The 23312-nt window shown below is 68.1% G+C and carries 20 protein-coding genes; 3 read left to right on the forward strand and 17 right to left on the reverse strand.

What is annotated here, in order from left to right; genetic code table 11:
- Positions 1 to 125 precede the first annotated feature (125 nt).
- Positions 126 to 1598: an APC family permease gene (locus ACFOPI_RS24095; RefSeq protein ID WP_382179957.1), complete on the reverse strand. Its 1473-nt coding sequence runs from the start codon at positions 1596 to 1598 to the stop codon at positions 126 to 128.
- Positions 1599 to 1941: 343 nt separating this feature from the next.
- Between ACFOPI_RS24095 and ACFOPI_RS24100 the strand changes: the two genes are divergently transcribed.
- Positions 1942 to 3027 (forward strand): ABC transporter substrate-binding protein, encoded by a 1086-nt coding sequence (locus ACFOPI_RS24100; protein ID WP_382179960.1) that lies wholly within the window; start codon positions 1942 to 1944, stop codon positions 3025 to 3027.
- On the opposite strand, the gene ACFOPI_RS24105 is transcribed toward ACFOPI_RS24100, so the two are convergent.
- Positions 3021 to 4688 carry a methyl-accepting chemotaxis protein gene (locus ACFOPI_RS24105; protein ID WP_382179962.1) on the reverse strand — a complete coding sequence of 556 codons (1668 nt, stop codon included), beginning with the start codon at positions 4686 to 4688 and terminating at the stop codon, positions 3021 to 3023. The genes ACFOPI_RS24100 and ACFOPI_RS24105 overlap by 7 nt on opposite strands.
- A gap of 201 nt (positions 4689 to 4889) precedes the next feature.
- On the opposite strand from ACFOPI_RS24105, the gene ACFOPI_RS24110 reads away from it, so the two are divergent.
- Positions 4890 to 5564 carry a TorF family putative porin gene (locus ACFOPI_RS24110; protein ID WP_382179965.1) on the forward strand — a complete coding sequence of 225 codons (675 nt, stop codon included), beginning with the start codon at positions 4890 to 4892 and terminating at the stop codon, positions 5562 to 5564.
- Here ACFOPI_RS24110 and ACFOPI_RS24115 read toward each other — a convergent pair.
- The 13 genes from ACFOPI_RS24115 to ACFOPI_RS24175 all read right to left on the reverse strand — a co-directional run bounded on the left by ACFOPI_RS24115 (position 5551) and on the right by ACFOPI_RS24175 (position 19543).
- The gene (locus ACFOPI_RS24115; protein ID WP_382179968.1) at positions 5551 to 6549 is read right to left on the reverse strand and encodes a helix-turn-helix domain-containing protein; all 999 of its coding nucleotides are present in this window, start codon (positions 6547 to 6549) and stop codon (positions 5551 to 5553) included. The two genes, ACFOPI_RS24110 and ACFOPI_RS24115, sit on opposite strands and share 14 nt — an antisense overlap.
- 59 nt (positions 6550 to 6608) lie before the next feature.
- Complete coding sequence (locus tag ACFOPI_RS24120; protein WP_382179971.1) at positions 6609 to 8072, reverse strand: aldehyde dehydrogenase family protein; 1464 nt, start codon at positions 8070 to 8072, stop codon at positions 6609 to 6611.
- Between the two features lie 46 nt (positions 8073 to 8118).
- A complete protein-coding gene (locus ACFOPI_RS24125) occupies positions 8119 to 9567 on the reverse strand; it encodes an NAD-dependent succinate-semialdehyde dehydrogenase (RefSeq protein ID WP_382179974.1) in 1449 nt (482 codons plus the stop codon).
- 22 nt (positions 9568 to 9589) lie between these two features.
- On the reverse strand, positions 9590 to 11017 hold the full coding sequence (locus tag ACFOPI_RS24130; protein WP_382179977.1) for an NAD-dependent succinate-semialdehyde dehydrogenase: 1428 nt from the start codon (positions 11015 to 11017) through the stop codon (positions 9590 to 9592).
- Positions 11018 to 11043: 26 nt separating this feature from the next.
- Positions 11044 to 12018: a Bug family tripartite tricarboxylate transporter substrate binding protein gene (locus ACFOPI_RS24135; RefSeq protein WP_382179980.1), complete on the reverse strand. Its 975-nt coding sequence runs from the start codon at positions 12016 to 12018 to the stop codon at positions 11044 to 11046.
- 41 nt (positions 12019 to 12059) lie between these two features.
- On the reverse strand, positions 12060 to 13745 hold the full coding sequence (locus ACFOPI_RS24140; RefSeq protein WP_382179983.1) for a bifunctional 3-(3-hydroxy-phenyl)propionate/3-hydroxycinnamic acid hydroxylase: 1686 nt from the start codon (positions 13743 to 13745) through the stop codon (positions 12060 to 12062).
- Positions 13746 to 13769: 24 nt separating this feature from the next.
- Positions 13770 to 14066, reverse strand: coding sequence for an NIPSNAP family protein (locus ACFOPI_RS24145; RefSeq protein WP_382179986.1), 297 nt, complete (start codon positions 14064 to 14066; stop codon positions 13770 to 13772).
- Positions 14067 to 14070: 4 nt separating this feature from the next.
- Positions 14071 to 14916 carry an alpha/beta fold hydrolase gene (locus ACFOPI_RS24150; protein ID WP_382179989.1) on the reverse strand — a complete coding sequence of 282 codons (846 nt, stop codon included), beginning with the start codon at positions 14914 to 14916 and terminating at the stop codon, positions 14071 to 14073.
- An 8-nt stretch (positions 14917 to 14924) separates the two neighbouring features.
- Positions 14925 to 15527, reverse strand: a complete 603-nt coding sequence (locus tag ACFOPI_RS24155) for an amino acid synthesis family protein (RefSeq protein WP_382179992.1) — start codon at positions 15525 to 15527, stop codon at positions 14925 to 14927.
- A gap of 25 nt (positions 15528 to 15552) precedes the next feature.
- Positions 15553 to 16035 carry a VOC family protein gene (locus tag ACFOPI_RS24160; protein ID WP_382179995.1) on the reverse strand — a complete coding sequence of 161 codons (483 nt, stop codon included), beginning with the start codon at positions 16033 to 16035 and terminating at the stop codon, positions 15553 to 15555.
- An 11-nt stretch (positions 16036 to 16046) separates the two neighbouring features.
- Positions 16047 to 17084, reverse strand: coding sequence for a WD40/YVTN/BNR-like repeat-containing protein (locus tag ACFOPI_RS24165; RefSeq protein ID WP_382179998.1), 1038 nt, complete (start codon positions 17082 to 17084; stop codon positions 16047 to 16049).
- Positions 17085 to 17106: 22 nt separating this feature from the next.
- Positions 17107 to 17901 carry an SDR family NAD(P)-dependent oxidoreductase gene (locus ACFOPI_RS24170; RefSeq protein WP_382180001.1) on the reverse strand — a complete coding sequence of 265 codons (795 nt, stop codon included), beginning with the start codon at positions 17899 to 17901 and terminating at the stop codon, positions 17107 to 17109.
- A gap of 70 nt (positions 17902 to 17971) precedes the next feature.
- Positions 17972 to 19543 (reverse strand): acetolactate synthase large subunit, encoded by a 1572-nt coding sequence (locus ACFOPI_RS24175; protein ID WP_382180004.1) that lies wholly within the window; start codon positions 19541 to 19543, stop codon positions 17972 to 17974.
- A 222-nt stretch (positions 19544 to 19765) separates the two neighbouring features.
- Between ACFOPI_RS24175 and ACFOPI_RS24180 the strand changes: the two genes are divergently transcribed.
- Positions 19766 to 20518, forward strand: coding sequence for an IclR family transcriptional regulator (locus ACFOPI_RS24180; RefSeq protein WP_382180007.1), 753 nt, complete (start codon positions 19766 to 19768; stop codon positions 20516 to 20518).
- Between the two features lie 640 nt (positions 20519 to 21158).
- On the opposite strand, the gene ACFOPI_RS24185 is transcribed toward ACFOPI_RS24180, so the two are convergent.
- Together ACFOPI_RS24185 and ACFOPI_RS24190 are read right to left on the reverse strand one after the other, a co-directional pair.
- Positions 21159 to 22502, reverse strand: a complete 1344-nt coding sequence (locus ACFOPI_RS24185; RefSeq protein ID WP_382180010.1) for a HipA domain-containing protein — start codon at positions 22500 to 22502, stop codon at positions 21159 to 21161.
- Positions 22499 to 22822 carry a helix-turn-helix domain-containing protein gene (locus tag ACFOPI_RS24190; protein ID WP_382180013.1) on the reverse strand — a complete coding sequence of 108 codons (324 nt, stop codon included), beginning with the start codon at positions 22820 to 22822 and terminating at the stop codon, positions 22499 to 22501. Before ACFOPI_RS24190 ends, ACFOPI_RS24185 begins: the two co-directional genes overlap by 4 nt.
- Positions 22823 to 23312: the final 490 nt, after the last annotated feature.

The following is a 23312-nucleotide window of genomic DNA, read 5'->3' on the forward strand; positions in this document are numbered from 1 at the left end:
AACGAAACCACCATCGTCTGTTGAGATGAGGCGCGCACCGTCTTGCGCGCAGGTACCAAAAAAACAGGGGGATCGCTCCCCCTGTAACCTTGGACATGCAAATCGGCCCGCACAGGGCCGCGGCCTCAGGCCCGGCTGGCACCCATGCTCGCGTAGGCCTTCGGATTGGCGGCCTTGAGGCGGCTGGCCAGCAGCCAACCCACCAGGGCGGCCAGCGGGATCAACGAGGGCAGCACGATGCCCAGGCTGCCGCCCTGCGTGCCGGTGAGGTCGCCGAAGTTGAAGAAGATGTAGACGAAGAGCGCGGCCATCACCAGGCCCGACATCACCGGCATGACCCAGGCGGTGAGCAACGAAGCCTCTCCATGGCGGCGGAAGAAACACACCACCGCCAGAGACGTGACCGACATCATGCCCAGCACACCCAGCACGCCGACCTGCGAGATCCAGGTGAACATGTTGAGCACCGGATCGAGCCCCAGGCCCGCGAACACCGCCAGCACGAGCAGCGCGCCGATGGTCTGGGCCACCGAACCAACGTGCGGGCTCTGGTGGGTCGAGTGGGTGCGACCGAAGGCCGCGGGCAGCAGGCCCTCGCGGCCGGCGACGTAGCTGTAGCGCGCGATGTAGTTGTGGAAGGCCGAGAGCGCTGCGAACAGGCTGGACACCAGCAGCAGACCCGCGATCGTCGGCACCGGTCCTCCGACGTAACGACCGGCCAGCTCGAAGAAGAAGGTGGTCGGGTCTTTCAGACCCTGGAGCGTGGGGATCAGTTCGGCGGTGCCGACGCCGGCGATCATCAGCCAGGTGGTGAACACGAAGAACAGGCCGATCAGCAGCACCGACAGGTAGGTGGCGCGCGGGATGGTCACGTCCGGGTCGCGCGCTTCCTCGGCATAGATGGTGGTGGCCTCGAAGCCCATGAACGAGCCCAGGCAGAACAGCACCGCCACGGTGAACGAGCCCGAGGTGATGGCCGACATATCGAAGATGTTCATCGACAGGCCGCTGGCGCCGCCCGTGCCGAGGATGGCGAAGTCCACCAGCAGAACGATCAGGTACTCCAGCAGCACCAGCAGCACCAGCACCTTGGCCGAGAGGTCGACCTGGCGGTAGCCCAGGATGCCCACCAGCACCACCGCCACCAGGCTGTAGACCCACCAGGGCATCTGCAGGCCGAACTCGGAGAACACGCCCGCCGACACACCGCCCAGCAGACCGATGAGCCCGAACTGCAGCGCGTTGTAGGCCACCATGGCCATCATGGCCGTGGCCCCGCCCCAGCGCCCGCCCAGCCCGCGCGCCGCGTAGGCGTAGAAGGCGCCGGCGTTGCGCACATGGCGCGACATCGCCACGTAGCCGACCGAGAAGGCCAGCATGATCAGGGTCATGAACAGGAAGGTCGCGGGCACACCCGTGCCGTTGCCCAGCAGGAAGGCGATGGGCACCGCCCCGGCCACACCGGTGAGCGGTGCCGCGGCCGAGATGACCATGAAGGTCACCGAGATGAGGCCCAGCGAGTTCTTGCGGAGCTCGTGTGGCCCGCCGTGGGGAGGGTACGCAGGCGTTTCCTGCGCGGACGAGTGGTTGTCTGCCATGTTGTTGTCACTGTCTGTGTGCTGCCGATCACAAAGCCCCGCGTCGGCACAGGGTGTCGCGGAACCCCCGCAACTGTCGCGACTCTAGGCGCGCCCCGCCGCGGCGGTTAGCCCGGATCGGCACCTTTTCACGCACCGATGCGGTGCGGGTCTGTCGCCCGCCGGCGCTTGCCGATTCGGGCTACTGGGCCCTGGCGGCCGCACCCTAGCATGCGCCGTCCCACCTGCAGACTGGAGAACCCCGGTGCGCCACAACACACACATTCCACCGCATGCCCGCCCCGCCGCAAGAGGGTGGACCCGACCCGCCCGGGCCCTGTGCCTGTTGGCCGTAGCCTTGCTCATGAACGCCGCCCGCGCCGCCGAACTGGTGGTGGTGCAGGTGGCGCCTCAGAGGGGCGAACTGGCGCACTACACGAACGAGCTGCGCACCGGCATGCAGGCCCACCTGAGCCACGTCAACGCCACCGGCGGCATCCGCGGCGACACCGTGCGCCTGGTCTCGCTGGACGATGCGGCGAACCCTGCGCAGGCCCTGAAACAGATCGAGCAGGCCGCCACCAGCCTGAACCCGGTGGCCTTCCTGTACCTGATCGGGCCCGAGACCATCGCGGCCACGCTGGAGGCCAACCTTTTCGGCCGCCTCGGCATTCCCCTGATCGGCACCTCACCCGCGGCCGTGCAGCTGCGCACGCCGACGCGCTCGCACGTGTTCCACCTGACGCAGGGCGAAAACAGCGAATATGAGAAGCTGGCCCAGCAGCTGCGCACCATCGGGCTGCGCAAGGTGGCCCTGGTCCACTGGGACGACCCCGCCACCCTGGGCGAAGTGAAGTTCTTTGAACAGTCGGCCGCCAGAGAGCCCGCCATCGAGGTGATCGCGCGCGCGCCGGTGGCCGCCAGCAGCGGCCAGCTGGACAAGCCCTTTGAGCAGGTGGCGCAGGCGCGCGCCGACGCCATCGTGTCCATGCTGCCAGTGGAAGAGACCGCGAAGCTGCTCAAGACGCTTCGTTCCAAGGGCGTGTTCACCCCGGTGTACGGCGCTTCGTACAACGAGTCGGGCCGGCTGTTCGACCACGCGGGCGAAGCGGCCTCGCGCGGCATGACGGTGACCCAGGTCGTGCCCAACCCCTTCGGCGGCGCCCTGCCCGCTGTGCGCGACTACCAGGCCCAGATGAAGCAGTACGCACCCAAGGACGCAAGGCACGGCACGCTTTCGCTAGAAGGTTTCCTGGCCGCGCGCCTGCTGGTGGAGGCGTTGCGGCAGACGCCCCGCCCAGTGACCGCCGCGGGCCTGCGCGACGCGCTGGAGCAGCGTGGTCCGTTCGACCTCGGCGGCCTCAAGGCCAGCTTCTCGAAGACCGACCACGTCGGCCTTGACTTCCTGGACATCGGCATCGTCACCTTTGGCGGGCGCCTGCGCTACTGAGCGCCCGCGCCTTGCCAGAGGCGCTCGATCGCCGCGCGGGTCTCGGTCGCCTCGAACTGCTCGATGAACTCGTTGATACGGGCCAGCAGGGTGGCGCTGCCTGGCGCGTCCTTGACCCCGGCGACGTACACCAGCGCGTCCTGGATCAGTCCGTTGGGAACCACCTCGATGCGCGTTGACCACGGGCTGCCCGGGTGGGTCGCGGCCCAGTGGAAGATGGGCCGCTCGGCGAAGAAAGCGTCCACCTTGCCCTGCACCAGGGCGTCGTAGATCAGCTTCGGGTCCGGGTACGAGACAAGGTTGCCCAGCGTGATCCGGCCACCAGGCTGGTGGCGGTTGGCTTCCCAGCGCACCCCCGCAGCCTCCAGCGCCTGCATGGCGCCCAGGTCGTAACCGCAGCCGAGGACCTTGCCCCCCAGGTCCGCCAGACCGGACACGCGCGCGTCGCCCCGGCGGCGGGCCAGCACCATGGGGTGCTGCGTGTAGGGCCGCGAGTACGCCAGGCCCCTGACCTCCTCCATCGGCGGCAGGGCGCTCCACACCACGTCGACCGGTGCTTCGTCGAAGCTGCGGCCGTGGTGCGGCAGGCCCAGGCACTGGTCCCAGTTCTGTTCGACGAATTCGATGCCCACTCCCAGCGACTGAGCGAAGGCGGTGGCGTAGGCGATGTCCATGCCCTGCAGGGGCGCCCCCGGTTTCAGGCGGAACGACAGGCCCACGAAGGACGGGTCGACGGCCACCCGCAGGTGCCCCCGGCGCAGCACCGCTTCAAGCAGGTCGTCGTCGTCCCGCAGCGGCAGGTGGTGGCGCCGCAACACATCCGCCAGCGCCGATGGCCGGCCCGCCAGGTCCTGCCGCAGCGGCGCCTGCAGCGCGCCCAGAAACGCGGTCGAGTCGGACACGCGCTGCTGCGCGGTGTGGGCCCGACGCGCGAGTTCGGGCACCGTCTCGGCGATCACCCGGTTGGCCGAGCGCAACTCGTCGAAGTCGGCAGCAATGCCGTCCAGCAGGCCATTCATGGTCGCCAGGCTCTCGCCGATGCGGCCCGACAGCTGGGCCAGCTGGGTCTCGCTGTCGGCGCTCACCTTGTGAAAGCTCTGCTGCACGGTGCTCAGGTCCATCTTCTCGGTGGCCTGCCGGGCGCAGGCGAGCGCGTCCACCGCCAGGCGGCGGATCTCGTTGGCCACCACGGCGAAGCCGCGGCCGGCATCGCCCGCGCGCGCCGCCTCGATGGCCGCGTTGAGGGCCAGCAGGTTGATCTCGCGGGCAATGCGGCTGATCGCATCCAGCACCTCCTGCACCGCCCGGTCCGTGGTCTTGAGCGCCTGCGAGGCCTCGGCGCTGCCACGCTGCAGGCGCCCGGCCACGCCATGTGTCTCGTCCACCAGGGTGCGCTGCACATCGTCCACCAGCGCCTTGCTGCCGCGCATGCGTTCGAGCGATCCGCCCAGGGTCTGGTCGAACGCGCCGGCGCGGCTGCTCACCTCAAGGATCGCGATGTGCATGCTGTGCAGGCAGCGCTGCGCCGCCTGCTCCAGCTGTGCGGGCACCTGCAGCGCGCCACGCAGCATGGCGTCGGCCTCCTGCGCCTGGTGTTCACTGCCGCCATCCGGCGCCGAAGCCCGTTGTCCTGCTGCGCGATCACGTCTGAACCAGTCCATTGATGGCATGCCTCCTGTTGCGCCCAGCGTAGCGGCCGGCCCGCGAAAGCCGGAGCCCAAATCGGCAACAGATGCGGCGCAGGAACTGCTGCCGTTTTGGGCTAACCGCCCCACCTGTGGGCTCCCTAGGATTCACGCCACCTCGTGCCGGCCGGACATGACCGGCACAGGCCTCCCCACCCATCGAACGAGAGAGACACCATGAACAGATTCCTCCGCCCCCTCGCCGCCACCATCGCACTGGCGTCCATCACCGCTCCCGCCGTCGCGGAGGGACTTTCCTACAACGTCGGACTGACCTCGCTCTACAAGTACAACGGCCTGGACCAGGACGTTCGCGCGCCGAAGAACGCCCGCCCGGCCCTGCAGGGCGGACTGGACTATGCGTTCGGCAACGGCCTCTACGTCGGCAACTGGAACTCCACAGGGAAGTTCGGCGCGCAGGGCCAGGCCGACCTGGAGATCGACCTGTACGGCGGCTACCGCGGCGAGTTCGGCCAGGGCTGGCGCTACGACGTCGGTGCCATCCGCTTCGTGTACCCCAAGGACAACAGCTGGAACGCCAACGAGTGGTACGTGCGCCTGGGCCACGGCATCTTCTCGGCGCAATACGGCCACGGCTTCGGCAATGGCAACAAGACAGCCCGCCTGGCGCTGTCGCTGGCGCAGCCGCTGAGCGAGAAGCTGACCCTGGAAGCCGGCATCGCCTTTCGCAACCGCCACAACATGGATAGCGCCAAAGACGCCCACCTGGGCCTGGTCTATGACCTGGGCGAAGGCCTGATGGTCTCCGGTCGCATCAGCGGCGCCGAGACCGCCAAGACCGGTCCCGCCGGCAAGACGCGCCTGGTGGTCGGGCTGGTCAAGACCTTCTGAGCACGCGGTGGTCTGACCAGGCCACGGTGGGCCGGCCATCCGCACGCAGGGTGTCGGATGGCAGCTCGCCGAACAGCTCGCGGTAGTGGCGTGCGAAGTGGCTGAGGTGGAAGAACCCCATCTCGGCCGCAGCGTCGCCCACTGGCAGCGCCTGCGCCGTGGTCTGGCCCAGCCGGCGGCGGACCGCGTTGAGCCGCAGATTGCGCTGGTACTCCAGCGGGCCGATGCCGGCCTCGCTCTGGAAGCTCGCCTGCAGGGTGCGGCGGCTCACGCGCAGCCGGGCACAGAGGTCGAGCACGCTCATGGCGCCGCCACCGCCCTCTTCCATCAGCTCGCGGCTGCGCCGCACGATGTAACTGCGCACCGAGCCGCTGCAGCGCGTCGGGGCGCGGGCGTGGTCCACCGCGTCGAACAGGTCCAGGAATGCATTGAGCACCAGATCGTCCAGCGCACGGTCCAGCGCGTCGGCCTGCACGTCATTGAGCGGTTGCATGCCGGCCTGGGCCAGTACGTGCTGCAGCACCTGCCGCAGGCGTTGCACCGACGCGTCGGCCACCGCCAGGCTGCGCGAGCCGCGCGCCAGCGTCCTCTGCTCATGCGACAGGTGCAGGTCGGCGAGTTGCAGGAAGCGTTCGTAGTCCACATTGGCGGCCACCAGGCCCAGTCCCTGCGGCGCGTGCAACAGGAACTCTTCGCGGTTGCGCAGCAGCACCACCTGCGACAGCGGGTGGCGTGACCACCCGGTGGACACCGGCTCCGGCGCTGCCTCCAAGACAGCCAGACACAGGCGCTGTTCCGGGCATTGGCCACACTGCACCACCTGGCGGTTGAAGACCTCGCGGAACACCAGGAAGCGTCCGGTGGAGACTTGCTGCAGGCTGCTGCTGAGCGCACCGCGCCCGAGCTGGTCGTAGTCCTGCGTCCACCCGGGAATGGCCCGGGCGTGCAGGTTCACATCGTTGAAATGGCGCACATCGACGTTCATGGAACGGCCCGGCGAAGGTCCCGAAGGACCGGTGGCAGAGGCGGTGGCGGCGGCGCGGCTTACAGCGCGAGCGAGACCACTTTTTCTTCGAGGTAGGCGTCCAGCGCCTTGCGCGAGAGATCGCGGCCGATGCCGCTGTCCTTGGTGCCGCCCCAGGGCAGGCGCGCGTCCAGCGGGCTCCAGCAGTTGATGGCCACCGCGCCGACTTCGAGCTGCGCGGCCACGCGGTGCGCGGCCGACACCTCGCGCGTCCACACGCTGGCCGACAGGCCGTAGCGGCTGTCGTTGGCGATGGCAATCGCTTCGGCCTCGGTGTCGAACGGAATGATCGCGCCCACAGGACCGAAGACCTCCTCCTGCGCGATCTGCATGCCGGGGGTCACGTCGGTGAACACCGTCGGCCGCATGAAGAAGCCCTCCGCGGGCAGCTCGCCTCCGGCGCCGCTCAGGCGCCGCGCGCCCTGCGAGATCGCGTTGTCGATGCAGGCCTGCACGCGCTCGCGGTGGCGTGCGCTGATCAGCGCGCCCATCTGTGCGCCCTCGACCTGCGCCCCGCCCAGCCGCACCGATTCGGCGGCCGCGGCCAGCGCCTGCTCCACCTGCGGCAGCAGCGAGCGGTGCACCAGGATGCGCGAGCCGGCCGCGCAGGTCTGGCCCTGGTTCACGAACAGGCCCATGGCCACGCCGGGAATCGCTTCGTCGAGGTTGGCGTCCTGCAACAGTATCTGCGCGGCCTTGCCGCCCAGTTCCAAGGTGACGCGTTTGAACGATGCCGCCGCTTCGCGGGCGATGACGCGACCCACGCCGGTGCTGCCGGTGAAGCTGATCTTGCTCACGTCGGGGTGCGCCGTGAGCGCCGCACCGGCCTCTGCGCCCATGCCGTGCACGATGTTGACCACGCCCGGCGGAAAGCCGGCCTCGGCCACCAGGCGGCCGAGCTGGCCCACCGCCACAGGCGCATCCTCCGAAGTCTTGATCACCACCGTGCATCCCGCCGCCAGCGCGGGCGCGAGCTTCCAGATCGCGATCATCAGCGGCGCGTTCCAGGGCACGATCAGCGCCGCCACGCCCACCGGCTCCAGCCGGGTGTAGTGGTGCATAGGTCGACCCATGAAGCCTGCGGTGGGCACGGTACGCCCTTCGAGCTTGTCGGCCCAGCCCGCGAAATAGCGCAGGGTGTCGACCGACATCGGCAGGTCCATCACCGTCATGTCGAAGGCGGGGCGGCCCTGCTCCTCGGCCAGCGTGGCCACGAAGGCCGGGGCGTTGGTCTCCAGCAGGTCGGCCAGGCGGGAAATGCAGCGGCCGCGCTCCTGGCCCGGCATCGTGGCCCAGGGGCCGTGGCGCAGGGCCTGGCGGGCGGCGGCCACGGCGGTGTCGATGTCGTCCGCGCCCGAGGCGCTCACCGTGGCGAAGGGACGGCCGGTGGCCGGGGCCAGCTTCTGGAAGGTCGCACCGGAACGGGCGGCCTGGTACTGACCGTTGATGAAGTTGTGCAGCGTGACCGCTGTGTTCGTGTTCATGGGAGTCTCCTGTTGTTCTGGTGTGCCGACCTCAGGCCGGGGCGGCTCAGATGCCGGCCATGTTGATGTACTTGACGACCAGGTAGTCGTCCATGCCGAGGTGCGAGCCTTCGCGGCCGATACCCGACTGCTTGACGCCACCAAAGGGCGCCACCTCGTTGGAGATCAGGCCGGTGTTCACACCCACCATGCCGTACTCCAGGCGCTCGGCCACGCGCCAGACACGGCCGAGGTCGCGCGCATAGAAGTAGCTGGCCAGGCCGAACTCGGTGTCGTTGGCCATGGCCACCACCTCGTCCTCGGTCTCGAAGCGGAACAGCGGCGCCAGCGGGCCGAAAGTTTCCTCGCGCGCCACCGCCATGTCCTGCGTCACATCGCCCAGGATGGTGGGTTCAAAAAAGCTCTGGCCCAGCGCGTGGCGCCGGCCGCCGCTGAGCACGCGCGCGCCCTTGGCCACGGCGTCGGCGATGTGCTGTTCGACCTTCTGCACCGCCTTGTCGTCGATCAGCGGACCGATGCGCACATCGGCACCGGTGCCCTCGCCCACCTTGAGCTGGGAAACGGCCACGGCCAGCTTGGCAGCAAAGGCCTCGTACACCTTGCTGTGCACGTACAGGCGATTGGCACAGACGCAGGTCTGTCCGGCGTTGCGGTACTTCGAGACGATGGCGCCTTCGACCGCGGCGTCCAGGTCGGCGTCCTCGAACACGATGAAGGGCGCGTTGCCGCCCAGCTCCATCGACACCTTCTTGACGGTGGCCGCCGTGCGCGCCATGAGCTGGCGGCCCACCTCGGTGGAGCCGGTGAACGAGAGCTTGCGCACCAGGGGGTTGTCCGCCAGTTCGTCGCCCACGTCGCGCGCCGAACCGGTGACCACCGAGAACACGCCCGCAGGCACGCCCGCGCGCTCGGCCAGCACTGCCAGGGCCAGCGCGGTCAGCGGCGTCTGGCTCGCCGGCTTGACCACCATGGTGCAGCCAGCCGCCAGCGCGGGGCCGGCCTTGCGCGTGATCATGGCCGCAGGGAAGTTCCAGGGCGTGATGGCTGCGCAGACACCGATGGGTTCCTTGGTGACCACGATGCGTTGCGAGGCCACCGGCGCGGGAATGGTGTCGCCATACACGCGCTTGGCTTCTTCCGAGAACCACTGGATGAAGGACGCCGCGTAGGCGATTTCGCCGCGCGCCTCGGCCAGCGGTTTGCCCTGCTCGCTGGTCATGATCAGCGCCAGGTCGTCCTGGTTCGCCAGCATCAGCGCGTACCACTGGGCCAGGATGGCCGAGCGCTCCTTGGCCGTGCGCGCGCGCCAGGCCGGCCAGGCGCGGTTGGCGGCCTCGATGGCCTCGCGGGTTTCGGCTGCGCCCAGGCGCGGCACGGTGGCGATGACGGCGCCGGTGGCGGGATTCGTCACCTCGATGTGCGCGGTGCCGGACACCCACTGCCCGCCGACGAGACAGCGGCCGGGCAGCAGGGACGGATCTTTGAGTTCGATCATGTGAATGGAGTAGAAAGGGAAATCAGATCTGCGTGACCATCTTGGTCACCAGGAAGCCGTCGAAGGTCTCGGTGCCGCCTTCGCTGCCGATGCCGCTGTCCTTGACGCCGCCGAAGGGCAGCTCGGGGTGGGCCATGCCAGAGTGGTTGATGTTGACCATGCCCACCTCCAGCCCGTTCATGACCTGGGTTGCCGTCTTGTGCGACTCGGTGAACACGTAGGAGGCCAGGCCATAAGGCACGCTGTTGGCCACCTGCAGCGCTTGTTCGGTGCGCTCGAACTTGACGACCGAGGCCACGGGCCCGAAGGGCTCCTCGCGCATGATCCGCGCGTGCTCGGGCACGTCGGCAATGACGGTGGGCGAAAAGAAATGGCCCGCTTCATCGAGGCGCGCGCCACCGGTCAGCAGCCGGCCACCCGCGCGCGTAGCGTCGTCCACCAGCTCTCGCACGGCCTGCAGGCGGCGCTCGTGGATCAGCGGCCCCATCTGCGTGGCGGGGTCGAGCCCGTGGCCGACCTGCACCGCGCCGATGGCCTCGACGAAACGCGCCACGAAGCGCTCGTACACCCCCGCCTGCACGAACACCCGGGACGGCGACACACACACCTGCCCCGCGTTGCGCGTCTTCATGCGCGCCAGCAGGCTGGCGGCCGCGTCCACGTCGGCGTCGTCGAACACCAGCACTGGCGAATGACCGCCCAGCTCCATGCAGACGCGCTTCATGTGCTGGCCGGCCAGCGCGGCCAGTTGCTTGCCCACCGGCACCGAGCCGGTGAAGGACACCTGCCGCACCACGGGCGATTCGATCAGGCGGCGCGAGATCTCGGCCGGCTGGCCGAACACCACGTTGAACACCCCGGGCGGCAGGCCCGCGTCGTGGAAGGCGCGCGCCATCTCGACGATGGCGCTGGGCGACTCTTCCGGCCCCTTGAGGATGAGCGTGCAGCCCGCCCCGATGGCCGCGGAGACCTTCTTGATCGCCTGCCCCAGCGGGAAATTCCAGGGGCTGAAGGCCACGCACACGCCCACCGGCTCACGCACCACTATCTGGCGCACGCGCGGGTCGCGCGCCGGCACCACGCGGCCATAGATGCGGCGGCACTCTTCGGCGTGCCACTCGACGTGTTCGGCGCTGTTGAGCACCTCGGCGCGCGCGTCGGCCAGGGGCTTGCCGTTGTCCCGCGTGATGCCGTGGGCGATGGCTTCGACGCGGCTGCGCAGCAGCTCGGCGGTCTTGCGCAGCACCGCCGAGCGGTCCATGGGCGAGCTGTGGCGCCACTGCGCGAAGGCCCGTTCGGCCGCGGCCACGGCGGCGTCCAGGTCCTGCGCCGTGGCGCAGGGCAGATCGCCCAGGCGCTCCAGCGTCGCGGGGTCGGTCACCGGCAGGGTCTGGCGGTCGCCGGCCTCGACGAAGTGGCCGTCGATGTAGAGCGTGAGCGTGGGGTACATGCTGTCTTTCTCTGGCGGAGGCGGCTTCACTCGATCTTGATGCCCGCTTCGCGGATCACCTGCTCGTACTTCACCGTTTCCTGTTTCATGGCAGCCAGGGTGTCGGCCGGCTTTGAAGTACCGACCTCCAGCCCGCGCGCGGCGTAGTTGGCCTTCATTGGTGAACCGGCTACGGCCTGGACCACCGCCTGGTGGATCTGTGTGATGACCGCGTCGGGCACCTTGCCTGGAGCGAAGAGTGCGAACACCGTGGACGGGATCGAACCGGCCTTGCCACCGGCTTCGGTGATGGTGGGCACCTCGGGCGCGAAGCCCGCACGCTGCTCGTCGCCAATGGCCAGCAGGCGCACGCGCTCAGACTTGGCCTGCGCTGCCAGCGCCACACCTCCCGCGATCACCGCATCCACCTCGCCACCGGCCAGGCCGGTGATGGCCGGACCGATGCCCTTGTAGGGAACGTAGGTCTGGGTGTAGCCGTGTGCCTTGGCCAGCATCTCCATGCCGATGTGCGTCACGTGGCCGTTGCCACCGGTGCCCACATTGAGCTTGCCCGGATTGGCCTTGGCGTAGGACACCAATTCGCCGAAGGTCTTGACCGGCAGGCCGGCGCGAACGCCGATCATCAGGTTCACGCGGGCCAGATCGCTCACCGGCTTGACCGCCTCTTCCCACTTGTACGGCAGCTTCGAATACAGCATGGGGTTGGTCACCAGGGCCAGCCGGTCCACCATCAACAGCGTGGCGCCATCGGGTTCGGCCTTGGCCACCGCGTCGGTGCCGATGATCGAGTTGGCGCCGGGCTTGTTGTCCACCACGAAGGTCTTGCCGGTCTGCTTGGCCAGGGCGTTGCCGAGGTCGCGCGCCAGCACGTCGGGTTCGGTCCCGGCCGGGTACGGCACCACGATGCGCACGGTGGACGGGGTCCAGGCCTGGGCATGGGCGCCGCCCAGGCCCGCCACCAGCATCACACTGCCCAGCACGCACGATTTGAAGAGGTTCATGGGGATCGTCCTTTTGGTTGGTTGATGAAAAGAAAGCCGTGTCACGCCGCCACCGCTGCTTCTGCGGTGGCCGGGACCGGGGTATTGCCCAGGGGTCGGGCCACGAAAGCGGACGCGGGCAGCACGAGATCGCAGAACCGGCGCAGCTGACCAGGCGCGTCGGCGGCCAGACCGGCGGCGGCCACGAAGCGGTCCGGCCGCAGCAGCACCCAGTCCACCCTGCGTTTCTGGAACCACAGCTGCAGCTCGTTTTCCAGGTCCTGCACCACGGTCACCTCGGGGCCGGCCGCGGACATGCCCGGCTCGCTGGCACCGCTGCGGGCGCGCACGCCCACCAGGCGGGTGCAGCCCAGGGCCTGCAGGCGATCCAGCAGCGCGGCCGGAGCCTGCGCCAGCGGGTCGCCGCGCCAGGACAGCAGCGCAAAGCGGCCGCCGATGACGTCGTCCAGCTTCTGGCATTCACCCGTCAGGCGTTCCACGTTGGGCTGGATGAACATGCGGCCCACCAGTTCGTCCTGCGCGGCCTTGCCGCTGTTGAGCACCACACCGGTGGAAAACCGGGGCATGGGCTTGAACTTCATCTGCAGCACGTAGTCCCGGAACTTGGGCACGTTGCGGATCGAGAGGAAGAACGTGTCGCGCATCCAGGCCACGAAGCGGTTGCGCTGCGACAGCACCGCGCCGAACAGGTCGGCCAGGTCGATCATGGCCTTGGTGTGGGCGTGGCGCTCGTCGTGGTAGCTCTGCAGCAGCTCGGGCTTCATGCGACCCTGGACGATCCAGGCCAGCTTCCACGAGAGGTTGAAGGCGTCGCGCAAGCCGGCGTTGAGCCCCTGCCCGATCCACGGCGGCGTGATGTGGGCCGCATCGCCCGCGATGCAGACGCGCCCGGCCACGAACGATTTGGCGACCCGCGAGTTGTGCGTGTACACCCGTGCACGGATCACGTTGAGCCGGCTGGGGTCGGCCACGTGGTTGCGCAGCAGATCCTGCACCTTGTCGGGCGCGAGCATCTGCTCGCCGTCCTCGCCGGGGAAGAGCATGAACTCCCAGCGCCGCAAGCCATACGGCAGGCGCAGGCAGACATAGGGCCTGCGCGGCTCGCAGTGCAGCGCCGTGTAGGGCGCGTCCAGCGGGTCCTGGTCGCACTCGATCACCACCCACTTGTTGGGGTGGGTCTGGCCCTCGTAGGGAATCTTCAGCAGGCCTTCGCGCACCGTGCTGCGCGCGCCGTCAGCGCCCACCAGGTACTGCGCTCGCACGGTGGAGGTGCTGCCGTCCTCGGCCTGCAGCACCGCGGTCACGCCCTCCGCGTCCTGCTCGATGAACTGCAGCGCCACGCCCAGCCGCGTGGTGACGTGCGGGTAGCGAGCCAGGCCCTTGCGCAGCGTCTGTTCACCCAGCGGTTGCGAGAACAGGTTGCGCCGGAACCAGCCGAACTCTCGGGTGCTGGGCAGGATCTCGGCGAAGCAGCGCTTGTCGGCCGTGTACATGCGCATCGGCACGTTCTGGATCATGTCGCGCAGCATGGTCTCGGCCAGACCCACGGCCTGGAAGGTGCGCAGCGCCTCGTCGTCCAGCCCTACGGCGCGCGGGAAGTCCAGCACCTGGGGGCTGCGGTCCACCACCAGCGTCTTCACGCCGTAGTGGCCCAGCAGGTTGGCCATCGACACGCCGACCGGGCCTGCGCCGACGACCAGCACCTCGGTGGTTGTGGTTGTGTTCATCGTGTTGTCTCCCCCAAAGGGTGTTCAGGCCGGGGTCAGCAGCTGGCTTTCCTGCCGCACCAGCAGGTGGCGCACCGTCTTGCGGAAAGCTGTGAAACGTTCGTCGGCCATCAGGCGGGCGCGGCGCTGGCGGCGGTCTTCGTAGTCGTCGAAGGCCCAGATGTAGATCAGCTGGTTGAGGTCGCCGCTCTCGGGCTGCATGAGCGTGACCAGGCGGCCCAGCAGTTCGGTCTGCACGGCGCGGCCGGCCTCGTTGTAGAGGCGCAGGTACTCGCGCACGCCGCCGGGCACCAGGGTGTAGGTTCTGAGTTCGTGGAGCATGGTGTCAGTGGGTGGGGAGCAGGAAGTCGCGCGCCAGCTGGTGGAACAGCGCTGGCTGGTCGTCGTGGATGTAGTGGCCGGCATCGGGCACCACGGCGCTGCGGATGCGCGGGTTCAGACGCTGCATCGCGTCGACCATTTCGGGCTGCAGGTAGTCGGAGTTGCCGCCCCGCACCACCAGGGTTTCGCAGGCCAGCGCCGCCACGTGTGGCCGCAGGTCCACCACACGGGCCGGGTCTGGATTCAGGCGCGTGGCGGCGATGCCCATGTGGTCGTACTGCCAGGTGAAGCCGCCGCCCTCGGCGGGGCGCAACATGCTTTTCAGGCGCTGTTCGCGGGCTTCTTCGGTGACGCTGGGGCGCAGCGCGCGCATGAAGTCGCGGGCGTCGTCCCAGCTGGCGAAGTGGCCGGGTGTGGTGGCCAGTTCGCGGCGGATGCGGATCGCGCCCGGGCTGGCTTCGAAGGCGCCGGGCCCGGCGTCTTCCACCAGCAGGCGGTTCACCTTCGATGGATACCTTGAGGCGTAAACGATGGCATTGATGCCACCCATGGAATGGCCCAGCAGGTCGAAGCGGTCCAGGCCCAGCCCCTCGACCACAGCCGCCAGGTCATTCACGTAGGCATCGGTGTAGTAGTTGTGCTGCGGGTCCCAGTCGGACGTTCCGCGACCGCGCTGGTCGAAAGCAATGACACGGCGCTCGGGCTGCAGGGCCGCCGCGACCGCGGCGAAGGTCTCGGCGTAGCCACGGATGCCGTGCAGCATCACGACCGGTCGGGCCGTCGGCGCGCCCCACTGCGTCACGTGCAGACGCAGGCCGGCGCTGGTCACGGTGTGGTCGCGGCGTTCCATGGCGGTGCTCAGACCAGACCGTCCAGGCCCTTGGCGTCGGCGGCCTTGAGGCCACCCAGACGCGCGTTCAGACGGCCGCGCGTGGCGAAGGCCCAGCACACCAGCACCTCGTCGCGGTTGGGCGCGTCGTTGAAGCTGGCGCTGACGGTGTCGTAGTGCGAGCGCACATACAGCGCGTCCTTGTAGGCCAGCGGGATGTCGAGCACCGTGCCGGGCACGCCGCGCTTGCCGGTGGACGGCACCCACGCCTTGCCGCCGCCCAGGGCCACGCGGATCGGGTCGGCCGCGGGGTTGGTGAGCAGCGCGTTGCCGTGTTCGTACTCGCCGTCCAGCCCGACCAGGATGGCCTTGCCGTAGCTCTCGATCTTCTGGGGGCCCGCGGCCTCCTGGATGCGGCGGCCGAACTCGCGGCCCAGTTCGGGCGAGCCTTCGATCCAGGCGCTCAGGTCCTGCTCGTAGCGGCCGGCGTAGGGGTTGTGGATGCAGGCGGCGATGACGATCTTGCGCAGCGGCGCACCGTCGGCCGCGGCGCCGGTCTCGCCGGCGAGGTTGTCCTCGACCTGCAGGAACCACTTGCGGATGTGAAAGATGCCGAAATTCGGGGACTTCATGAGGGGTCTTCTGGTGAGGGATGGATCAGAGGGGCTGCAGGTCGAAGGGGTCGCTGGGCGCGTTGTATTGGCCCAGCACCCGCTTGCCTTCTTCGTCGTCGTGCACGGTTTCGAGGAAGAACTCGAAGCGGTGGCCGTCGGGGTCGGTGAAGTACAGGCCGTAGCCCACCTTGTGGTCGGTGGTCTTGACCACCGGCACGTTCTTGGCCAGCAACATGCCGTAGAGGCGGCGCAGCTCGTCGAGGTCGCCATCGATCTCCAGGCCGTAGTGCTGCATGTTGACCTCGCCGATCTGCTGCGCCCGCAGCAGCGCCGGGTCGGCCTTGATCAGGGCGATGTCGTGGTGCTTCTTGCCGAAGGACATGAAGACCCAGCGCGGCTCGCGCGCCGTGACCTCCATATCCAGAACGTCCGCGTACCAGCGCGCGCTGGCTTCGGGGTCCTTGACGTAGAGCGCCAGGTGGGTGCGCAGGACGCGCGGTTTGACGTTGATGGATGCCATGCTCATGTCCCGCTCCTTCAGTTGATGGATTGCGGGTGGGCCTTCACCGGCGCCACGAAGGGCGTCCAGGCGACCGAGGTGATCTCGCTGAAATCGCGCCACTCCTTGAACCAGCTCTTGCCGCCGTCCATGGAGCGCAGCAGGTGGCCGTACTTGGTGCCGGCGAACAGCAGCGAGGGGTCGGATGCATGACCGCCGAAGGCCCACACCGTCGAGTTCGGCGCGGTGTGCAGCAGCGCGGGCGCCCAGGTCTCGCCGCGGTCTTCCGAGCGGTAGATGCGCGTACGCGTGCCGGGCGTGCCGTCCCCGATGGCCAGCAGCAGGGTGTTGCCGGCTGCGTCCACCACCTGAACCGTGCGCGTGTAGTACATGCCGTCGAAGCGTTCCTTCGAGGCCTTGCCCGTCCAGGTCTGGCCGTCGTCGGTGCTGGTGTAGACCGAGTTCACCGTCAGCACGAGGTTCTTCTGCGGCACACCGTCCGCCGGTGGCAGCACCGCGATGGCGTGGATGTCGGAGTTGCTGATGGTGCCGCCGGGCGTGTCGACGCGCTCCCAGGTGTCGCCGCAGTCGGCGCTGCGCCATGCACCGCCCTCTTCCACGCCGAACCACACCTCGCCGCTGCGCACCGGGTTGACGCAGATGGTCAGGATGCGCGGGCGGTTCACGCCCTGGCAGAACTCGGGCAGCTCGATATTCAGCTGCTCCCACGACAGGCCGCCGTCCTTCGAGCGGTACATCCGCGCCCGCGACGGCGCGCCCGTGCCGGCGTAGACCATCTTCGGGTTCGTCGGGTCGAAGGCGATGGCCCAGACGGTCTGCTGGTTCATGGGCGAGTCCACCCGCTTGAAGTGCCCGCCGCCGTTCACGCTGATGCACAGGCCGGCGTCCGCGCCAGCGAGCACGCGCGACGGATCGGACGGGTCGACCGCGAGGCTGCGCACCACACCGTCGAATTCGATCGCCTCTTTCAGGCCCAGGCGGTGCCAGGTGGCGCCGTCGTCCACGCTGCGCAGGATGCCCTGGCCTGCGGTACCCACCAGAATGGTTCCGTTCATGTTGCTGCTCCTGTGGGGGGTGTCAGATGAAGATGCCGCGCGTGATGCCGCCGTCCACCGCAATGGACTCGCCGGTGATGGCGCCGGCGCGCTCGGAAGCGAGGAAGAGCACCGTGTCGGCGATCTCGTTGGGCTGCAGCACGCGGCGGATCGGTGTGACCTTGGCGTAGTTGGCTTCCACCTGCTCGGGGGTCAGACCCTGCAGCTTGGCTTCCTTGGCATAGAGCTCGTGGATGTGCGGGGTCTCCACCACGCCGGGGTGGATCACGTTGACCGTGATGCCCGAGGGCCCGAGCTGGTCGGACAAGGTCTTGGTCATGTGGCAGATCGCCACGTTGCGCATGCCCGAGAGCTGCTTGCTGCCGCGGCCGGTGAGACCGCCGATGTTGATGATCCGGCCGAAGCCGTTGGCCTTCATGTGGGCGGCCGCCGCCTTGGCGCAGCGCATGTAGCCCACCACCTTGATGTTGATGTCTTCGAGCAGGCCTTCGGGGTCGGCGTTCTCGATCTCCGAGCGCACCAGGCCACCCGGGTGGGCGGCGCCGTTGACCAGGATGTCGATGCGCCCGAAGTGCTTGGCCACCATGTCCATCATGGCCTGCACCTGGTCGGTCTTGCTGACGTCGGCCGGCGCGGCCAGGATCTCGACGCCGGTGGCTTCGGAGATCTCGCGCGCTGCCTCTTCCAGCGCGCCTTTGCTGCGCGCCACGATGGCCACGCGCACGCCTTCGCGCGCCAGCGCTTCCGTCACCGCCCGGCCAATGCCGAGGCTGCCACCGGTCACGACCGCGACCTTGCCTTTGAGATTCAGATCCACAACGTCTCCTTCAGGGGTTTGGGGAAGGCCGGCGCCTTGCCGGCCTCGGGTAATGAGGGGATGGGCCGCTCTACAGCGCCATCTCGATCAGCATCGGGCCGCGCTTCGCGAAGGCCTGCTGCAGCAAGGCCGTGAGTTCGCTGCTGGTGCTGGCGCGCCCACCGGGCACGCCGTAGGACTGGGCCAGGGTCACCCAGTCGATGCGGGGCTTGTCCAGGCTCGTGATCTGCGCCGCGCGCTCGCCCAGCACCGCGCCACCGCGGCGCAGCTCGTTGCGCAAGATGGCGTACTGGTGGTTGGCGGCGATCAGCACCACCACGTCCAGGTGCTCGTGCGCCAGCGACCAGAGGGTCTGGATCGTGTACTGCGTGCTGCCATCGGAGAGCAGGGCCACGACTTTGCGATCCGGGCAGGCGATGGCTGCGCCCATGGCCACGGGCAGGCCCTGGCCGATGGCACCGCCGGTGTTGGTGAGCGTGGTGTGCGGTCGGGCGGCGGCCGACACCGCGTAGAACGGGTAGCCGCAGGTGCCGCCTTCGACCGAGACGATGGCCCGCTCGGGCAGCTCGTTGGCCAGGGCCAGCGCGATGCGCGCCGGCGTCAGCGGGCCCTCTTCCGGCGGATTGAGCACAGCGACGGGCATGGCCACCTCGGCCGCGCCCAGCAGCTCGGCCACCTGCTCCAGGCGCGTGGCGGCGTCGTCGCCCACCGCCGCCAGCGTCAGCAGGCGCTCGGCCGGCACCAGCAAGCTGGGATGGCCCTCGTAGCCGAAGTAGGTCACCGGCGGCAAAGCGCCCACCAGCACCACCAGATCGGCCGGGTCCAGCACCTCGCGGGCAGGCTCGGGGAAGTACGGCAGGCGGTCAAACGCCGGCAGCCCCTGGCCCCGCTCCGAGCGCGAGGGGAAGGTCTCGGCGTAGGCCGTGGCACCCAGCGCGGCGCACAGGCGCTGCACCGCCTTCTGCGCGCGCACACCCAGGCCACTCTGCTCGCCACCACCGCCGAGCAGGAAGACGATCTTGTTGGCCGCCTTCAGTCGCTGCACCGCTGCGGCGGGGTCGAAGGCGGCGGGCGCTACGGCTGCGGCGCTGGCGCCCGGCTGCACCAGAGCCACCTGCTCGCCGCCGGTGTGGGCCTGGTGGTCGGCCGGAAAGATCAGGGTGGCGCCCTGGCCGCCGCGGGCCAGGCTCTGCTTCACCGCTTCGCGGCCGGCCGCATCGCTCTGCTCCACGGCGGCGATGCGGTGCACCCAGCCCGACACCGGGCGTGCCAGCGACTCGATGTCCGAGGTCAGCGGCGCGTCGTAGGGCAGGTGCCAGCTGGTGTGGTCGCCGATGAGGTTGACGATGGGCGTGTGGGCGCGCCGGGCGTTGTGCAGGTTGGCAATGCCGTTGGCGAAGCCGGGGCCCAGGTGCAGCAAGGTGGCGGCGGGTTTGCCGGTCATCCGCCCGTATCCGTCGGCGCCGCCGGTACAGACGTTTTCCTGCAGGCCGACCACGCAACGCATGCGTTCTTCGCACTCCAGAGAACGCACCAGATCCAGCTCGGTGGTGCCGGGATTGGCGAAGCACACGGTCACGCCCTCGTCCGCGAGGGCCGCCAGTAGCGCGTCTGCGCCGGTCATGTCTTTGCGATTTGTCATGTTGCTACTTTATCAAATATTGATAACTTAGCAAAACTTGACGATCATCAGATGTTTTTGATGTGCTTATTTATCTTTTAGATCAAATGATGTATTTAAGCGCGAAGGAAATCCAAAACCGGAACAGCGCATGGAAACGGGGTGTTCAGCGAGAATTCGGGCCAGGGCTCGGATAAGCTGCGCGCCCACGCCACCGCACCGTCAGAAAAGAAAACGCCCCTCATGAACAGCCTCCGCCGCATGCTCGACATCCTCAATCTGTTCAAGCCCGGGCAGCCCGTGATCGACGTCGAGACCATCTGCTCGCAGCTGGGCTATGCGCAGGCCAGTGCCTACCGCTATGTGCGGGAACTCAGCGATGTGGGCCTGCTGGTGCGCCTGCCCAGGGGCTATGCGGTGGGGCCGCGCGTGATCGAACTCGACCGCCACATGACCGAGTACGACCCGCTGATCACCTGCAGCCGCGACCTGGTGGACGAACTGGTCGCGCGCACCGGCATGCACGCCCTCATCAGCGAGCTGTACAGCTCCACCGTGATCAACATCCTGCAAAAGCACGGCAGCGAGACCGAGCCCCTGAACTTCGGCCGCGGCCGCCCCATGGACCTGTTCCGCAGCGCCACATCACGGGTGATCCTGGCGTACCTGCTGCCCCGGCAGCTCAAGCGCGTCTATGAGAGCAATGCCGCCGAGCCGAACCTGCAGCGGCTCGGACCCACCTGGAAGGACTTTTCAAAGGCCATGCTGACCATCCGCAAGCAGGGCTACTGCGTGAGCGCGGGCGAACTGGACCCGGGCAAGACCGGCCTGGCTGCACCCATCTTCGACGAGAAGTCGCGCATCCTGGGTGCCGTTACCCTGGTGGGCAGCAACGAGCGCTTTGCTGCCTTCTCGCAGGACTACCTGGTCAAGCTGATCACCGACGCGGCGGCCACCATCACGGCGCGCATCGCCGCCGAACAGCCCACCGGCTGAGCGCCAGCAGGCCAAGCCATCGCTTCAGCGGCAGCCCGCGAGCATGCGGGCGCCCTGCTTCGACACCAGAACGGGCACCCCACCGTCCGGCGCGAGCGCGCCCGACTGCGCCAGCCCGGTGATGGAGCCGCGCCTGGGTTGGCCACGCAATGCCTGCTGAGCCCTCCGCATCAGTGCTGGATGACTGCTGCACCCTCGATACCGCTCATCGATGCTGTCCCGCGTCCAGGTAAGCCGATGACTGCTTTGTGCCAGGCGCAGTGAATCCAGCGCCCGGCCGCGACCGACGGAAGTCGCTGCGAACTGGACCACCCTTTCGCACCTCAACAACCTCTGGTCGCAAACCCGCGAAAACACTGGCCTCAGAAAGACAAAAGGCCCCCACTTGCGTGGGAGCCTTGTCTTACTGGCGGTGGACGCAGTCCGCAGCGAACCGGTATCGCGCCTGCAGTCGTTTTGGCCGCTCTTTCTCTTGCTCAGAAATTTCAGGTGAGCGCTGGGTTCATTTGGCCGGACACCCATTAAAGAATAAATACGCGCGCACGCCCGCGCGCGCGAAAAAGGAACTCCGCCCTCGGACCGTGCAAGCCCCCCACCCTCCTGTCCAGCCTGCCGGGCCCTCTCTTCATCGGCACTCCGCTCATGCCCGCCGGCCACCCACCATCTCACGGGCCTGCCGAAGCTGCGGGTTGTCCAAGACCGCTTCAAGTGATGCGACGTCGGTGCTCGTCATCCGCACGGGGTACTGCTCGGCCTTCACCTTCCATCGACCGATCACCTCGACCATCCTCTTGAGCAGCGTGCGTGCCTCGTTCTGAGGTATCCCGAATGCCACCGATTGCCTGAGAAGCTGATCCACATCCCATCGCAGGCCCGGCCCCGGGATGTGGGACTGGGCCGGTTGGCATTCGGGCTCCATGGCGGGACGCAGTGCGGTGGCGGGTGCCAGCTCCCAGCGAGCAAAGGACCGGTACACAAAGCCGAACTTTCCCAGCGACACACGGGCGTTGATCAGCCGCATGAACACCAAGCGCAGCCACAGCTGGCGGGCGTCTGCCCCAAAAACTTTGCTGCATGTCCTCATGACCGCCAGCAGATCGAGCCAGTCCGGTTCTTCGCCCTCTTCCGCGAGCAACAGGCTTCGAGCGGACAGGTAGGGCTTTCGACCGCCATCCATGTCCCGATCCAATCGCTGGGTGATCAGCACCGTTGCGTTGCACAGGTTCTTCAGCGCCATGTCCACCACCCGGATACCCACTTCCCGGGCCAACTGTCCGAGGAGCATTTCCGCTTTGGCCACCGGATAGCGATCAGCCACGCTGGGCAGCCGGGCCACCGCCAGAGTTCCTCCGTCCTGCTTCTCTGCGCTCTGAACAAAGCAGACCTTGGGACGCGAACCGCCCAGAGCGGTGGCACTGAAGAGCAGGAGCCGGGTCTGACGCTCGTCGGCTTCCCCGCGCTCAAAGGCCGCTGCGGCCCTGGCCATGGTGTCCAGGTCTGCGGTGAACGGCAGGTCGAAGCGCCGGCCGGACACGGTCAGTGCCGGGTTCCTGGGCCTGATCCGCAGTGCACCGAGCCGGCAGAGGTCGTGGGTCGCGCAGAGGGACACCAGGGCCCGGGGCTCCAGACCTGCGAGGGGATGGGTGGTGAGGGTGGCCTCGCCCAGCGCCCGCTCAAGGAGGGCGTGTGCAAACCCGTCGGGTTGCGTGTCGGCCAAGGCCGCAAAGAAGGGGCTTCCCTGACCCAGGGGACGGGTTCTCCACTGGCCGTGGGGGTGGCAGCGCAGATCGGGTGATGGGCTGAAGAGCAGGTTTCGGCCCAGCCACCGCCGATCGAAGGAGAACTCAGAACACTCGGTGGGTCCGTCCTGGACATGGTGCAGCGCGCCCAGAGGCTGCTCGGAATTCCCCATGGTGATGTCGAAGATCTCGTCCCTGCGCGGGCCGTATGCGCTCGGTGGTGGCATCAGGGCTGTGGTGCTCATTCGGCGGCCTCATCCGATGGGCGGGCCCGGATGCGTTCGGGCAATGCGGCGTCCTGCACCAGCAGGCCAACGGTGTCTTGGCTGGTGTCGACCAGGGCATTGAGCCGGTCGATCATTCCGAAAGCCACCAGCGCTGCGATCAGGTGCTGCAGGGCGACGCCCGGTTCTCCGTTTTCCAGGCGCCGCACGGTGCTGACCGAGGCACCGATCTGCTCGGCCATCGCCCGCTGGCTCCAGTGGCGCCGCCGCCGGGCCAGCGAGATGTTGGAGCCCAGGCGTTTGAGCGCACGTTCATGGGAAGGGGAAAGGGAGTCTTTCATGGCAGGTCCTCAGTGATGGAACTCCCTTGATTCGACTGTCACGACTCCCTGCAAGAGGCGGCTGTTGGCTTTCTGCCAACGAGCGGGGATCAGATCAGAGCGCTCAAGCCCGATAAGCGCTCGCATTTGAACGATCCGCGGTGGACATGTCCCAACCGGTCTGAGGCCTGTTGGCCATCACGGCGCCCAGCTCCAGTCCGGAGCCCTGCCCTGGTCAAGGCATGCATGCGTTCAGATCTGAGCGCTTACAGCGCATAGACATCCAGATTCGAACAACCGACCTGACGCTTGTCCCCACAGGAGCTGGAAAAGCCTGTGGATATCTCGTTAACGGATGGGCCGAACCCTCGCCGTTGCTGGGATCAGAGCAAGGTGCACAAATATCGAGCAGAGGACTTCATCTTCTGACCGACTTACGATCAGTGATGAACCGCCCCGGGTTTTGAGGAGGCTCTTTTCCCTGAGAGGATAGAGCCATGAGCAAGAAGTC

It is taken from the genome of Hydrogenophaga luteola (assembly GCF_042648585.1).
Classification (GTDB): Bacteria; Pseudomonadota; Gammaproteobacteria; order Burkholderiales; family Burkholderiaceae_C; genus Hydrogenophaga; species Hydrogenophaga luteola.